This window comes from Terrimonas rubra, assembly GCF_042686025.1.
Taxonomy (GTDB): Bacteria; Bacteroidota; Bacteroidia; order Chitinophagales; family Chitinophagaceae; genus Terrimonas; species Terrimonas rubra.
In genome coordinates, this window is the sequence record NZ_JBHUOZ010000001.1 from 478,759 (window position 1) to 493,901 (window position 15,143).

At 43.0% G+C, this 15,143-nt stretch carries 16 protein-coding genes; 10 read left to right on the forward strand and 6 right to left on the reverse strand.

Annotated elements, in window-relative coordinates; all coding sequences use genetic code 11:
* Positions 1 to 158: 158 nt before the first annotated feature.
* The 4 genes from hemE to hemA all read right to left on the reverse strand — a co-directional run bounded on the left by hemE (position 159) and on the right by hemA (position 4,123).
* A complete protein-coding gene (gene hemE, locus ACFS6H_RS01980; RefSeq protein ID WP_386094623.1) occupies positions 159 to 1,199 on the reverse strand; it encodes a uroporphyrinogen decarboxylase in 1,041 nt (346 codons plus the stop codon).
* A 61-nt stretch (positions 1,200 to 1,260) separates the two neighbouring features.
* Positions 1,261 to 1,962 (reverse strand): uroporphyrinogen-III synthase, encoded by a 702-nt coding sequence (locus tag ACFS6H_RS01985; RefSeq protein ID WP_386094626.1) that lies wholly within the window; start codon positions 1,960 to 1,962, stop codon positions 1,261 to 1,263.
* A complete protein-coding gene (hemC, locus tag ACFS6H_RS01990) occupies positions 1,962 to 2,897 on the reverse strand; it encodes a hydroxymethylbilane synthase (RefSeq protein ID WP_386094629.1) in 936 nt (311 codons plus the stop codon). Before hemC ends, ACFS6H_RS01985 begins: the two co-directional genes overlap by 1 nt.
* Positions 2,898 to 2,902: 5 nt before the next feature.
* Positions 2,903 to 4,123 (reverse strand): glutamyl-tRNA reductase, encoded by a 1,221-nt coding sequence (gene hemA, locus ACFS6H_RS01995; RefSeq protein ID WP_386094632.1) that lies wholly within the window; start codon positions 4,121 to 4,123, stop codon positions 2,903 to 2,905.
* Positions 4,124 to 4,438: 315 nt separating this feature from the next.
* Between hemA and hemH the strand changes: the two genes are divergently transcribed.
* From hemH to ACFS6H_RS02035, 8 genes are all read left to right on the forward strand, one after another.
* Complete coding sequence (hemH, locus tag ACFS6H_RS02000) at positions 4,439 to 5,488, forward strand: ferrochelatase (RefSeq protein ID WP_386094635.1); 1,050 nt, start codon at positions 4,439 to 4,441, stop codon at positions 5,486 to 5,488.
* A 16-nt stretch (positions 5,489 to 5,504) separates the two neighbouring features.
* Positions 5,505 to 6,050: a CopD family protein gene (locus ACFS6H_RS02005; RefSeq protein ID WP_386094637.1), complete on the forward strand. Its 546-nt coding sequence runs from the start codon at positions 5,505 to 5,507 to the stop codon at positions 6,048 to 6,050.
* An 83-nt stretch (positions 6,051 to 6,133) separates the two neighbouring features.
* Entirely contained in the window at positions 6,134 to 7,162 is a 1,029-nt protein-coding gene (locus ACFS6H_RS02010; RefSeq protein ID WP_386094640.1) for a PDDEXK nuclease domain-containing protein, read from the forward strand.
* A gap of 9 nt (positions 7,163 to 7,171) precedes the next feature.
* Positions 7,172 to 8,014, forward strand: coding sequence for a ChaN family lipoprotein (locus ACFS6H_RS02015; protein ID WP_386094643.1), 843 nt, complete (start codon positions 7,172 to 7,174; stop codon positions 8,012 to 8,014).
* Positions 8,015 to 8,358: 344 nt separating this feature from the next.
* Complete coding sequence (locus ACFS6H_RS02020) at positions 8,359 to 8,628, forward strand: RNA recognition motif domain-containing protein (RefSeq protein ID WP_386094646.1); 270 nt, start codon at positions 8,359 to 8,361, stop codon at positions 8,626 to 8,628.
* Between the two features lie 95 nt (positions 8,629 to 8,723).
* The gene (locus ACFS6H_RS02025; RefSeq protein ID WP_386094648.1) at positions 8,724 to 8,981 is read left to right on the forward strand and encodes a hypothetical protein; all 258 of its coding nucleotides are present in this window, start codon (positions 8,724 to 8,726) and stop codon (positions 8,979 to 8,981) included.
* A gap of 37 nt (positions 8,982 to 9,018) precedes the next feature.
* Complete coding sequence (locus ACFS6H_RS02030; protein ID WP_386094651.1) at positions 9,019 to 9,468, forward strand: cold-shock protein; 450 nt, start codon at positions 9,019 to 9,021, stop codon at positions 9,466 to 9,468.
* 20 nt (positions 9,469 to 9,488) lie between these two features.
* On the forward strand, positions 9,489 to 10,568 hold the full coding sequence (locus tag ACFS6H_RS02035; RefSeq protein ID WP_386094654.1) for a 3-oxoacyl-ACP synthase III family protein: 1,080 nt from the start codon (positions 9,489 to 9,491) through the stop codon (positions 10,566 to 10,568).
* 144 nt (positions 10,569 to 10,712) lie between these two features.
* On the opposite strand, the gene dusB is transcribed toward ACFS6H_RS02035, so the two are convergent.
* Positions 10,713 to 11,753, reverse strand: a complete 1,041-nt coding sequence (gene dusB / locus ACFS6H_RS02040; RefSeq protein ID WP_386097217.1) for a tRNA dihydrouridine synthase DusB — start codon at positions 11,751 to 11,753, stop codon at positions 10,713 to 10,715.
* A gap of 105 nt (positions 11,754 to 11,858) precedes the next feature.
* Between dusB and ACFS6H_RS02045 the strand changes: the two genes are divergently transcribed.
* On the forward strand, positions 11,859 to 12,785 hold the full coding sequence (locus ACFS6H_RS02045) for a CPBP family glutamic-type intramembrane protease (RefSeq protein ID WP_386094657.1): 927 nt from the start codon (positions 11,859 to 11,861) through the stop codon (positions 12,783 to 12,785).
* 22 nt (positions 12,786 to 12,807) lie between these two features.
* A complete protein-coding gene (locus ACFS6H_RS02050) occupies positions 12,808 to 13,722 on the forward strand; it encodes a phosphatidate cytidylyltransferase (RefSeq protein ID WP_386094660.1) in 915 nt (304 codons plus the stop codon).
* Between the two features lie 16 nt (positions 13,723 to 13,738).
* Here ACFS6H_RS02050 and ACFS6H_RS02055 read toward each other — a convergent pair whose 3' ends face one another.
* Positions 13,739 to 15,055 carry a serine hydrolase domain-containing protein gene (locus ACFS6H_RS02055; RefSeq protein ID WP_386094663.1) on the reverse strand — a complete coding sequence of 439 codons (1,317 nt, stop codon included), beginning with the start codon at positions 15,053 to 15,055 and terminating at the stop codon, positions 13,739 to 13,741.
* Positions 15,056 to 15,143 lie beyond the last annotated feature (88 nt).

Sequence of the window (15,143 nt, forward strand, 5' to 3'; positions counted from 1 at the left end):
TGCAAACTTCTTTTGTTTTACAGGCATGAATCCTGATGTGTATCAGTTGTACTAATGAGATTGACTAATTCTTTCGCACCATGCTGATCAGCGATATGTTGTTAAACGGAGCGTCGCAAGGGACGATGATCCGTGTTACTACAGCCGGTAACAAAAAATTAAATCCCTGTCCAGTCAAACTCTTTCACCGTATCTACAAATGCGCGGGCATTATCAACCGGCACATGCGGTAATATACCATGACCCAGGTTAGCGATATAGTTTTGTTTACCAAAAGCCTGTAACATTTCTTTTACTTCCTGTTTTATGACTGCCGCAGGCGACAATAGTTTGGCAGGATCAAAGTTGCCCTGCAGGGTAATATTATCACCGGCAAATTTGCGGGCCATTGGCGCATCAATACACCAGTCAATACCCAGGCCTTTTGCACCTGTTGCGGCCATTTCGCCCAATGAATGCCAGGCACCTTTGGCAAATACAATCACGGGTACCTCGTCCTTTAAAGCTGCCACAATCTGGTTGATATAAGGTAAGGACCAGCGGGCAAAATCGCCTTTGCTTAATAAGCCGCCCCAGCTGTCAAACAACTGCAGGGTATCGGCACCGGCTTTCACCTGGCCTTTGAGATAAGCAATGGTTGTATCGGTGATCATTTGTAATAATTGTTGTGCTACAGCAGGTTGCTGGTAACAGAAGGCTTTGGCCTCATCAAAGGTTTTACTGCCTTTGCCTTGTACCATATAGCAAAGAATGGTCCAGGGAGCCCCGGCAAAACCGATCAACGGTACACGCCCGTTTAATTCTTTTTTTATCAGTGCAATGGCATCAAATACATATTGCAGGGTTTCGTTTACATCAGGCACCTGTACACGACCGAGGTCATTGCTGTTTTTGATAGGTTGTGGCAATAAAGGACCCACCTGTTCGATCAGCTGCACTTCCAGGCCCATAGCCTGGGGGACTACCAGAATATCGGAGAATAAGATAGCCGCATCCACACCGATGATATCCACGGGCTGCAGGGTGATCTCACAAGCCAGCTCAGGGGTTTGGCAACGTTCAAAAAAACCATATTTATCACGAATGGCGCGGTATTCGGGTAAATACCTGCCTGCCTGGCGCATCATCCATACCGGAGGACGTTCAACTGTTTCATTATTCAGGGTGCGTAATAGTAAATCGTTCTTTAAAGCTGACATGGTATCAAGTAAAAATTAAAAAGTAAAAAATAGAGAGCGGTACAATTTATCTTTTTCAATATTATCTGTAATAGTCCATTACTGTTTGTATCATTTCTTCCTTACCCGTTTGTTCGGCCATAATAACGGGATTGGTGCTTATTCTCTGTAAGGCATTGGCAGTGGTTTGCCCTGTTGCAAAAAGTACAGTAGCCCGGGATATTTTATTGGCCGCAAAAAAACTTTCTGCTGCTGAAGGACTAAAGAACAGTATACCATGAAAACGGCCATCTACTGTAACAGAGGCCGGCGTATTCTGGTACACGATAATTTCCTGCACATATAATCCTTCCTCATCCAGTTTATCCATTAAGGTAGGGAGGTGTTTGTTGCCGGTGAAAAAAATCAATTCTTCTGCCTCTCCATCCTCAATGATCTTATCGGCCAGGTCTTCGGCATAGGCTGCCGTACCTGCAATACTTTCTTTACCAAAGTATTTTTCAACCAGTTTAGCCGTTTTGTTGGCAATACAGTAAATACGCCAGTCAGGTTGATGGCCATCCAGTTCGGCAGCAATAATTTCTACCGCATGCTGGCTGGTGAATATTACGTAAGCCGATTGTAGTAAAGCCGTTTCAATTTCCTGCTGTACTTCGATAGAGTCTACCGGTTCAATATTAATGAAAGCCTGGGCCGTAATGGAAATATTTTCCATGGCCGCTTCCTGCACTAAAGACTGGGGCAGGGCGCTGGTAGATAATATTTTAATTTCGTTATTTGCCATTATTTCATTGACGCAACAATGGCTTCACCGCCATTTTGCAATATTTCATTTGCTGCTATAACACCCAGTTGCATCGCTTGTTCAACGGGTAATTGTTTTTCCACCTGTATTTTCTGTGATCCGTCTACCGAAAGTAAACTACCGGTAAAATGCAGTTGCCCGTTTTGTATTTGTGCCAGGGCACTGATAGGGGTAGTACAACCTCCCATCAGGGTACGTAAAAAGTCTTTTTCCAATTGGGTACATAAAGCCGTAACAGTATCATTTAAAGGTGCGCAGGCCTCTAATACCCGGCTGTCATTTTCACGGCCCACTATCATAATAGCACCTTGTGCCGGGGCCGGCAACATCCAGTCAATTTCAATAGCACTGGCTGGTCGCAGGCCCACACGTTCCAGGCCTGCAGCGGCAAAAATGGCGGCATCCCAGTTGCTGTTCTTTAATTTTTCCATCCGGGTATGTACATTACCCCTGAGGTTTTCAAAAGTGGTTTGAGGATAACGGTGCTGCCATTGTGCTTTACGGCGGATAGAGCTGGTAGCAATAGTAATGGTGAGTGCTGTATTTGGCTCCGCTAATAATGCCGGTGTAATACTGGTTTTACCCGGATGCAAAACAAGCAGGTCTTTTTCATTACCCCTTGATAAAACCGCGGCCTGTACAATACCCCCGGGTAGTTGTGTAGGCACATCCTTCATGGAATGTACGGCTATATCTATCTGGTTATTTAATAAGGCTATGTCCAGGCTGCGGGTAAAAATGCCCTGAACCCCCATTTCGTATAAGGGAGTAGTGAGGTTAATATCGCCTTCACTTTTTACCGGTACTAATTGAGTAGTGTAACCGGCCTGCTGTAGTAAGTTACTCACGGTTTCGGCCTGCCATAAAGCGAGCTTACTATCTCTTGTTCCTATCCGTATTGCTGTTTGGGTCATTATTGTTAAGACATTTGCAGGTAGTCGTTTATAGCATTGATAAACTGACATCCTTTTTCCTGGTTTGTACGCAAATTTACAGCTAAGCGGCTTACCGCCTTTTGCACTTTTCTGTCATCGTACAGCAAAGTGTTATCTGTGGCCATTTCGCAAAATCCGGGATGCAGTTCAGCTAGTTCCTGCAATTTATCTTTCCAATTTTTTATATGCAACGAATAACGATAGTCGTTCAGCCAATTGTAAAAATCAACTTTATATTGCTGCAAGATGGCTTTGGCTTTTGGAATTTCGCCCTTGCGTTTACTGAATGTTTTATCTAAAATAGTGGTGGATATTTCATCCACATCAATAACATGTACATGGGATAAGGTTCTTACCCCGCTGTGTACGTTCATCGGTACCGACAGGTCGAGTACCATTTTCTGCCCACCGGTTGTAAAATATTCCTTTACAATGGTAGGTTGTGTTGCATTGGTACATACGATCACCACATCGCTGCTGTTTACTGTAGCCGGCAGCAGGTCGTAATCAATATATTGTATACCGGCTGTTTCGGCCAGCTGGCGTGCATTTTCGGCAGTGCGGTTGGTAATGGTTACCTGTATACCGGGTATATAGTTCACCAGGTTTTTACATACGTTGCTGCCAAATTTACCGGCGCCAACCACCAGTACTTTCTTCCCGGCTATACCTGGAATATCTTTCAGCAACTCTATAGCTGCATACGATACCGATACGGTACCGCTGCTTAAAGCTGTTTCCGTTTTTACGCGTTTGGAGGCCTGGATGGCAAAATTGATGGTACGGTTCATGATCGGGCCGATCATGCCTATTTTTTCCGATTCACTGATCGCCAGTTTCAGCTGACCCAGTATTTCATAATCGCCCAAAATCTGCGAATCAATACCCGATGCCACATTGTATAAATGTTCCACCGCATCATTGCCCGATTTCAGGTAGGCATGTTCCAGGAACTCATCCTGCGAACCCCGGGTATACTCCGTTAACAAACGTACCAGGTGCATTACCGATTCGGCAAAGCCATATATTTCTGTGCGGTTACAGGTAGACAGGACAAAAACGCTGCGTAAGTTCTGCTCTTTTGCTTTTGCTGCGATCTGGTGAAATACATCCTTATTAACAGAAAAAGCACCACGCACTTTTGTATCGGCAGCATGGTAGTTGATACCGGCAATACAAAAGCGGTTCAGGATTTCCGTGGACATAATATGTGGGTCCGAAAGCATAAAGTCCGCAAATGTAAAACCGAAATACTTCTCAAAAGTCATAATACTGTCACACACTATGTAATTGTATGATAATCATGCACGGGATACAAAAAAACATGAGCAAAATCAGGCTTTGGGCCTTATGTTTTTATGTTACCGGCTACAGTGCTGCTATCATCGTTCCTTGCGTCGCACACCGGAGCCCCATATCCCTGATCAGCCGTCCGCAATCAGTAGTGAATATGATTTTCTTCTGTCAACTTTTGAACTTTTGTCATACAAACCTTTAAGACTTTCAACTACTTTTGCAGCATGCAAAAAAAGAAAGCCCTTTTGTTAATGAACCTGGGGTCTCCCGATTCTACTTCCGTAAAAGATGTTCGCCGTTATCTCAACGAATTTTTAATGGACCCGAGGGTGATCGATAAACCCTGGCTGGCCCGTTTTTTATTGGTTAAAGGCATTATTACACCTTTCCGTGCACCAAAATCGGCGCACGCCTACCAGACCATCTGGACCAAAGAAGGCTCCCCATTGATTGTGCTGACCAAACAATTACAGGCAGCATTAAAGGAGCTACATGATATGCCCATTGAAATAACCATGCGTTATGGCAACCCGCACCCCAAAGTGGCGTTTGAAAAATTATTGCAACAGGCTCCGGACCTTGACGAGGTAATCTTATTTCCCCTGTACCCGCATTATGCCATGAGCAGTTATGAAACTGCTGTGGAATACGTAAAAAAAGAGTACGAGGAAAACAGGTCCAGGTATAAGTTTACATTAACCGTGGTTCCCCAGTTCTTTAATCATCCTGAATATATACAGGCAATGGCCGATGCCATGAGGCCCTACTTACAACAGGAGTATGATCATTTGTTATTCAGCTATCATGGCATACCGGCCAGGCATTTACACCAGTGTGACCAGGAGAACATTCCTAACAGTGTAGGTAAACCCTGTTCCGAATCCTGCCCTGTTTCCCAACACCAGAACTGCTACCGGTACGAGGTATATGAAACGACCAGGCTGTTAACAGAGGCACTGAGGATACCTGCCAATAAGTACAGTGTTTCTTTCCAGTCCCGTTTAGGTAAGGGCTGGCTGGAACCATTTACCGACAAACGCCTGGAAGCCATGCCCGGTGAAGGCATTAAAAAATTACTGATCGTGAGCCCGGCATTTGTAAGCGATTGCCTGGAAACCCTGGAAGAGCTGGCTATTGGCGGTAAAGAAAGTTTTATAGCAGCAGGCGGTGAGTCATATACTTTTATTCCCTGTATGAATACCAACCCTACCTGGGTAAATGCCATTGGCAATATAGCCGCAATAACAAAGCCGGCAGCCATCCAGGCCGGTTAAGTAAGCAATTGAAAGCATGTATTTATATTTAAAAGCCTTACATATCATTTTTATTGTAACCTGGTTTGCCGGGTTATTTTACATGCCCCGTTTACTCATTTATAATACTGAAGCCGGTGAGCAGCCCTCACCTGCCAGAGAGATCTTACGCAAGCAATTTTCGGTCATGTTAAAACGGCTATGGTACGGCATTACCTGGCCCTCGGCCATTATTACTTTAATCATGGGTTTATGGGTGATGTTTTACGGACCATGGGCCAGCACTTTTAAAATGCATACCTGGCTGCATATCAAATTATTATTTGTATTGCTGTTATATGTTTACCATCATACCCTGCATTTTATTTTAAAGCAACAACTACGCGGAGAGTTTAAATATACATCACAGCAGTTACGCATCTGGAACGAGGTGGCTACCATTTTTCTTGTAGCTATTGTTATGCTTGTAACGGTCAAACAAAACATGAGTGCTATCTGGGGCATATTGGGTCTGGTGGGCTTTGTGGTATTGTTAATGAGCGCTATTAAAATTTATAAGATAGTAAGGCAGAAACGCGCTTAACTATTATAGCTTTTTGTCATATAAACCGTCAACCAGGATAAGCCTTATATTTGTAGGCCAGCCTTAATAAGCATGATAAAATAATGTCGACCTCTTCTACTAATATCTTAATAGATAGAATTACTGCTCTATTAAATGCGGCCAGGCAAAAAGTTGTTCATACCGTAAATCATACAATGGTATTAACATACTTTGAAATTGGCAAAATGATCGTAGAAGAAGAACAAATGGGCAAGGAACGGGCCGGTTATGGTACAAAGCTCCTATCCAGTCTTTCAGTTAAATTGATTAAAAAGTTTGGAAAAGGATTTTCCGCAACCAATCTAAAACAGATGAGGCAATTTTACCTTATCTATTCTAAGCAGTCGGATCAATTACCAGACTTACACAAAAGTCAGACAGTGTCTGACGAATTCAAATTGAGCTGGTCTCATTACCTGAAATTAATGCGGATCGACGATATTCATGAACGTCAATTCTATGAAGTTGAATCTTTAAAAAACAACTGGAGCCTGCGGGAACTAAACCGTCAATATGACACAGCTTTATTCACAAGGCTTGCGTTAGGCAAAAACAAGAAAGAAACTCTTACACTAGCCAGGGAAGGTCAAATTATTGAAGAACCACGGGATGCCATTAAAGATCCCTACATTTTAGAATTTATCGGGCTTCCCGAATTATCGGCCTTTTCGGAAAACGACCTGGAGGAGAAGTTAATTGATAAGCTGGAGCACTTCCTACTTGAATTAGGAAGCGGATTTACATTTGTTGCAAGGCAGGACAGGATTAGTTTTGACGACAAACATTTCAGGATTGATCTGGTATTTTATAATAGGATACTCCGTTGCTTTGTGCTGATCGATTTAAAAGTAGGGGAACTTAAACACCAGGATATCGGTCAAATGCAGATGTATGTAAATTACTATGACAGGAAAATAAAATTAGCAGAGGAAAATAAAACCATCGGTATTATACTTTGTCAAAACAAGAGTGAAGCGGTGGTAGAATTCACTTTGCCTGAAAACAATAAGCAAATCTTTGCCAGTAAGTATTTAACAGTACTGCCAAGCAAAGAAACCTTGATCAAACTTTTAGAAACAGCAATAAATTAAGCATACAACATGCGGAAAATATTCATCCTTGTATTAGCCGTCCTGGCAAGCCAATTATCGTTTGCCCAAAAATTTACAGCTTACCGCTCCGGCATCATGCAACCCGTAAGCGTAGCAGATATGGCCGCCGAGTTAAGTACAGCACATGTGGTTTTTGTAGGTGAAGAACATAACGATAGCATGGCACATGTATTACAACACGAATTGTTTAAAGCATTACACCAGGTAAAAGGAAATCAGCTGGCACTAAGCATGGAAATGTTTGAGACTGATTGCCAGACACCCCTGAACGATTATCTGCAGGGTTTTATTACCGAAGCACAAATGATCAAAGATGCCCGTGCATGGGGTAATTACCAGGATTACCGTCCTTTGGTTGAATACGCCAAGGAGCAATCGCTTGCAGTAATAGCCGCCAATGCTCCCCGTCGTTATGTAAACCTGGTAGCCCGCCGGGGCATGCAAAGCCTGGACAGTCTTTCAAAAGAAGCCAAACAGTGGTTACCCCAATTACCTTATGATACTTTAGACGGTGCTTATGCCAAAAAGTTCTGGGACCTGATGGCCGGGCATGGTCGCCCCAGTATTTACCATAGCCAAAACCTGTGGGATGCTTCCATGAGTTACAGCATTCATCAATACCGGAAGAAACATAAGAAAGACCTGGTATACCATCTTTGCGGACGCTTTCACAGTGATGATAAATTGGGCACTATTGAACAGTTACAACGCCGCAATAAAAAACTGGTGATCAAAAATGTAACGTGTGTACCCAAGCCCATTGCCGATGCTATGACCAAAGAAGCACTGGCAGCGATTGCAGACTTTGTAGTGATCACAGAAAAAGAATGATGAATCTATTGCTGACAATACAACACTTCGCCAAAGGCAATAACATATCCATTTGAAACTACAAGTTTCATATAGCAAACCTTTCATATACCTATAATAAAAGGCTGCATTTTTACTGTTTATTGATGAGCAATCTCCATCTTATTGACTGGTTGAAACACAAATAAGTTTGGGTATCTGCCCATAATAGGCTATCTTTAGTCAGTGATGGGAGAGTTTACGGTATTCAGTTCAGACTAGCATCAATCTTTACGCTTCTCTTCTCTATGTAAAAGTTCATCTTTTCTTTGCTCCTTGCAAAAGTTTTTCGTCACAAACATTTTTCATTTTTAAACTATTCTTATATGAATATGTATGTGTCGAACCTGAGTTTTAACACTAGCGAAAACGACTTGCAACAACTTTTTTCCGAATACGGAACAGTCAGTTCACTGAAAATCATCACCGACAGGCAAACCGGTCAAAGCCGTGGTTTTGCTTTTGTTGAAATGGATATTGATGATGAAGCTAATCATGCCATCGAAAATTTAAATAACAAAGAAGTACAAGGCAGGCAAATTTCGGTATCGGTAGCGCGGGAAAAAGCAAAACGGGACCCACGGAACAATTGGTAATTCTAAACAGCACTCCTATTCCATCCAAAGTGATTTCCAGGTTTTATAGTTACTATAAAACAATAACCCTTTGCCCCTAATTTTAAATTTATCATATGACCAGCGAAGAAATTCAAGCCTTTAATGCCAAAAAGAATATTAAAAATGATCTTGTCCAGATAAGTTTCAGATCACGTCCGAGCCTGAAAGGATTGTTTTTAAATACAAAAGACAGTGAGGAGTTACAACGTAAAAACCTGTGGCGTATTGTAAGCGAACTGCACCTGCCCTCCTACATGGAAAGCGGTGATGAAAACTTTTCCAGGATATTTAATGGTGTTGATATTACCAGGATGGAAGTAATAAAACCATGATAAAGTCAGCATAATCATTCATTCAAAACAATTAATAGTGGCTAAACCCAAAGAAACCTTTAACAAAAAAGAAAAAGAACAAAAGAAAAGAAAACAACGACAAGCTAAGGCTGAAAAGATGGAACAGCGCAAAGCAGCGCCTAAGAAAGAAAAAACACTGGAAGATATGATGGTGTATATTGATGAAAACGGAAATTTCACCAACACACCTCCTGACCCACGTAAACGTAAGGTGATCAACAGTGAAGATATGATCATCAGTACACCCAAGCAAGTACCGATGGAATATGTAGTAAGAACCGGTACTATTACATTTTTTAATACTGTCAAAGGATTTGGGTTTATTACCGATGCAGTAAGCGGTGAAAGGATCTTTCTTCATGTTAATAACCTAACGGAACAAGTAGCCGAAACGGATAAAGTACAATTTGATGTTGAAAGCGGCGCCCGCGGGTTAAGCGCTATCAATGTTGTTAAAATAAAATAATCAGCTACTATGGCTAATTCATGATGCAAAGACTTATTATAACAGGCACCGGCTCTTATATTCCGGAACGCATACAAACGAACGAAGATTTTTTGTCAGCTACCTTTTATAACGAGCACCAGCAACTTGTTGATAAAACACCAGAAGCGATCATTGATAATCTCAAAAACATAACGGGTATCACAGAACGCCGTTATGCTTCCCCAGAATTACACACGGCTGATATTGCTGCGATGGCCGCCCAAAAAGCTATTGACGACAGCGGAGTTGATCCCGAGTCAATTGATTTTATAATTGTCGCCCATAATTTCGGCAATGTAAAAACCGGTGGGGCTCAAACAGAAATGGTGCCCTCACTGGCTAACCAGGTAAAACACCTGCTCCATATTGCCAATCCCTCCTGTGTTTCCTTTGATATTATTTTTGGCTGTCCCGGATGGGTACAGGGTTTGATCATAGCGCAGGCATTCTGCCAGGCCGGTATGGCCCGTAAAGGCCTGGTGATAGGAGCCGAAATTCTATCCAGGGTGTATGATCCCGCCGACCGCGACAGTATGATTTATGCTGATGGCGCCGGGACCTCTATGGTGGAATGTGTGCCCGCGGAAAATGACTCAGCGGCTGGTATCCTGGCCGTAGCGGCTAAAAGCTACAGCGTGTCCGATATAAACTATATCTATCTGGATAAAAGTTTTTCGCCAAAACTTAAGGAACAGGATAAGTATTTAAAGATGAAAGGGCGGAAAGTATACGAATTCGCCATGCAACATGTCCCGCTGGCTATGAAAGAATGCCTGGATAAAGCCGGGGTGGATATTCTTGCATTGAAAAAAGTGTTTATTCACCAGGCAAATGAAAAAATGGATGAGGGCATTATTAAACGTTTTTATGAATTATACGGGATCAGCACCCCTCCCACCCATATCATGCCACTGAGTATTGGCAAGCTGGGCAACAGCTCCGTTGCCACCATACCTACTTTATATGACCTGGTGATAAAGGGCCTTTTACCTGATCACAACCTGGTAAAAGATGATGTCATTCTTTTTGCATCGGTAGGTGCCGGCATGAATATCAATGCTGTTTGTTACCGGTATTGACAACTGCTCATTCAGATATGCCGTAATTTGTTTGTGTTTTTATCGCCAAAGGCGATAGCATATTTATGCGAAACTACAAGTTTCGCATAGCGGGCATAGCAGAAGTTTCAAACCTATCACTTATTACGTAAAACTTACAATCTCCTAATCCACCGGGCATTTTTCGTGGTAGTTGATCAGTTCAATAGGGGTTTTATCAATTTCGTAGCCCTGGTATTTTACAGCTATTTCATCCAGCACGTCGTTGATCTCCGCTTCGGTTTTAATAGTTACCAGTCGGTTGCGGTATTCTTTAATATTAGGTAAGCCTTTTAAATAGTTGGCATAATGACGGCGCATTTCGTTGATGCCCACCACATCGTTTTTCCACTGCACACTCAACTTTAAGTGTTTACGTACTACTGCAATACGTTCTTCAATGGTTGGTGGCGCATGGTGCTCACCTGTTTCCATAAAATGTTTGATCTCGCGGAATATCCAGGGATAACCAATAGCCGCACGACCGATCATGATACCATCAATGCCATAACGGTTTTTATATTCCACCGCTTTTTCGGGGCTGTCAATATCACCATTACCAAAAATGGGGATCTGTATGCGGGGGTTGTTTTTTACTTTACCGATGAGAGTCCAGTCGGCTTCGCCCTTGTACATCTGGGTACGGGTACGGCCATGAATAGCCAGGGCCTTAATGCCTACATCCTGCAGGCGTTCGGCCACTTCTTCAATATTCTTGGTTTCATCATCCCAGCCCAGGCGGGTTTTTACCGTTACAGGCAGGCTGGTACTTTTTACCACGGCCGAAGTGAGACGTACCATCAGGTCAATATCCTTTAAAACACCGGCACCGGCGCCACGGCAGGCCACTTTTTTAACGGGGCAGCCGAAGTTGATATCCAGCAGATCCGGATTGGTCACTTCTACAATTTTAGCAGCCATGGCCAGGCTGTCCTCGTCGCCGCCAAAGATCTGGATGCCTACAGGACGCTCATATTCAAAGATGTCCAGTTTACGGCGACTTTTGATCGCATCACGTATAAGTCCTTCACTGCTAATGAATTCGGTATACATCATGTCGGCGCCATTGTCCTTACATACGGCACGAAAAGGCGGGTCGCTCACATCTTCCATTGGTGCTAACAACAACGGAAATTCCGGTAAAGAAATATTGCCAATTTTAACCATAAAATTATCCCGGGCCTGTACCATACATGTATTTGTGCCTGCACCTACAGTACATTGCCCTATTTTTGTGCCTGCAAATTTACACACTTATTTTTTAATACCATTATGAACGATAGCGGCAGCAAAGGAATATCTTATACGGCAGGCTTTTTTATGGCCATTTGTTTCACCATTGCGGGTACTTTCCTGGCCAGCATGCTGGCTGTATCTATCTGGCCCCTGCTTACCGGCCGGGGTATGTCCAGTTTTGCCGAGGATATGTTAAATCCCGCTTATTCCGGCAGCGCCAAGATCATTCAGAGCATTATGGCGGTGGTAGGTTTCCTGTTACCGGCTTTTACTACCGCAGCCATGTTAAACCGGTACCCGGCCCGCTTAATGGGCTTTACACCGGCGCAAGGCACTGTAAAACAACTAGGTCTGGTAATTGGTATTATGCTGCTGGGACTGGCCGTTTCCGGTAGCCTGGGCTATTTAAGCCATCAACTGCCCCTGCCCGCAAGCTGGACAAATTATTTCACTACCCTGGAAACCAAGTACAACCAACAGGTTGCCGGCATTATAGGCCTGAATAGTTTCAGCGATTATTTATTTTCCCTGGTAGTGATGGCATTTTTACCGGCCTTATGTGAGGAAGCCCTGTTCCGGGGCGTATTCCAGAACTTTTTAAGCCGCAGTACCCGTAATCCCTGGCTGGCCATTATTGTAGTGAGTCTTATTTTCAGCGTAGTGCACCTGTCCGGCTTTGGCTTTTTATCCCGTTTGTTCTTAGGTATTGTGTTGGGCGCTATTTACCATTATACCGGTCGTTTATGGCTGGCGGTACTGGCCCACTTTATTAATAATGCCATTGCGCTGACGGCTTTATACTATTATAAAACCTCCGGTAAGGATCTTACTGCCGCTTTAAATGAAACAGAGGGAAGTTATTGGGGCTTACTGGCTATTCCTGCAATCGTGATATTATTTATATTATTACAAAAAGCCAGGCCCGAACAGCCGAAACAGCAATCAGATCTGTTAGATTTTTAAATTTTATTTTAACGTTCTTCCCATGGCAATGAACTGGTCGGTATTTACAACGAGGGCAATTTATGGTTTAAGTTTTGCCGCCATTATGGCTGCAGGTTTTTTATATAGCTACTGGAGCTTTTTATTACTATTTACCATTGTACATGTCGGCGGCTGGCGGGAATACCTGCGTTTAATTGAAAAAATATTCAAGACCGAGATTGACCTGAACCTGAAGTTGGGCTTCTTTCTTCTGGGGTTTGCCATCATGTTATATGTACCTATTCTTAGCAGTTGGCTTACAGATACTCATATTATCTACAAGAAGTTTGGCCTTTTTGGTTATTACGTCAACGTACATTTTATACTCCTGATAGCCGGCACTTTATTAACGATGGTGGGCACTTTTCAACAAAAAGTGATTCACCTGAAAGCCTATCTTTCTGCAGCTTTGGGACTATTATATTTATCGGTAAACATAGGATTGTTATTAGACCTGTATAAACCAATTTATGTTATTACCGAAGAAGGTTACTGGCAGTCACCTGCATTCTTTCTCCCCCTTACCATTTTATTAAGCATCTGGGTAAATGATACCATGGCTTATATTGTGGGTTCCTTTATTGGTAAAACCCCTTTCTCCAAAATATCGCCTAAAAAAACCTGGGAAGGTACTATTGGCGGCGCCATACTGGCCGTGGCCACTATCGGTTTATTATTTCCGGCTTTATTTTATAATGACCAGCTGAATAATTTATATCCTGTACTGATCACTATTGCTTCCATTGCCGCTGTAGCAGGCACCAGCGGTGATTTACTGGAATCAAAACTAAAACGCATGGCCGGGGTGAAAGACAGTGGCACGATGATGCCCGGGCATGGCGGCTTTCTTGACCGCTTTGATTCATTGCTGATAGCGGTGCCCTGTGTATGGATATTTGTCCGCTTATTTTTGTAATCCCCGTATCGTTTTATTATTTCCTGGTAAAGAGTAAGGTCTGCGAGCCCTGTTTTAATATCATTTGTTTTTCAGCCGGTTTAAACTCCAGGCTTACACCGGTTGCTTCATGGATAAAATGATGTGCACTCACAGCCTCCATAGTAAATACCTGCTGCCCTACCGGGTGCGCCAGTAACTGATCATCCTTACTGCTGATGGTAATAACCAGTGGCGCCTGTTCGCTGGTATACTCACCTTCATAAACCTTCAGCATGGCATTTGTTACCTTATAGGCATTGAAAGAAGGAATGTCAAAAGGTTGCTGAAAGATAGCCTTGAATACTGTTTCATTTACTTTCGCCAGGTCATAGTTTCTGCCATTAGCGGTAAATACATACACCAGCTTTGCTTCGGGGAAATAATAGAAGAAGCTATAAAAACCGTCGATAACACCACTATGTGTATATGCTGTTGCGCCGTGGATGGTTTGTTTAAATAATCCCAGGCCATAACCGCCGGTTTCCGTCATCATTGCTTCCAGGGATTGTGCATTGATGATCCTGCCATTAAACAGCGCCTGAATAAAAACCGACAGGTCTGCAGCAGTCGTTACAATAGCACCGGCTCCCAGCGGGATAGATAGCGGGGTGAGATTTTTTAATTCCCAGCCAGTTTTATAAATATAGCCGTTTGCATTGAATGTGCCGGCAGCTGCAGCGGGTCCGTAGCCGGTATTTTTTAAACCGAGGGGCATAATGATCTTTTCCTTTAAAATATCATCATAAGGTTTTTGATACAGTTGTTGTAAAACCAGGGATAGTAATACATAGTTGGAATTACTGTATTCGCCTTTGGTACCCGGTTCAAAATCACTGCCGCCGGCTGCTATTCTTGCCAGGAGTTCATCGCCGGTCCTGGCCTGCATGGTCCATTCGCCAAAGTCATCCGCATTGGTAAAGTTCTTTATACCGCTATGGTGATTTAATAATTGCCGGATAGTAATTTTCCGGGCATTAACCAGGTTGGGAAAGTATTTATCAATGGGCTGTTCCAGTGACAGCTTTTTTTCTTCAACGGCCTTTAATATTAAAACAGCGGTATAGGTTTTAGACACTGACCCTATCCTGAACCTGCTGGAATCTGTTAGCCTGGCTTGAGTACTTATATCAGCCTTGCCTGCCTGGTACTGGTAAATATTTTTACCATTGGCGCTGATCAGCACATTACCCATAAACTTATCGTTTTCGGCCAATACTTTGAAATAGGCGTCCAGTTGCGGAGCGTTTATTACCTGTGCGGTGGCAACCATGCTAACTAACAGACCTAATACAAACACTATCCGGTACATCATCATTATTATTTTACAGGTTGTAATACATTTTACAACCTGCATCTTTTGACGCAGATAATTTGTATACGGTTACAGCTGCTGCCGCTAT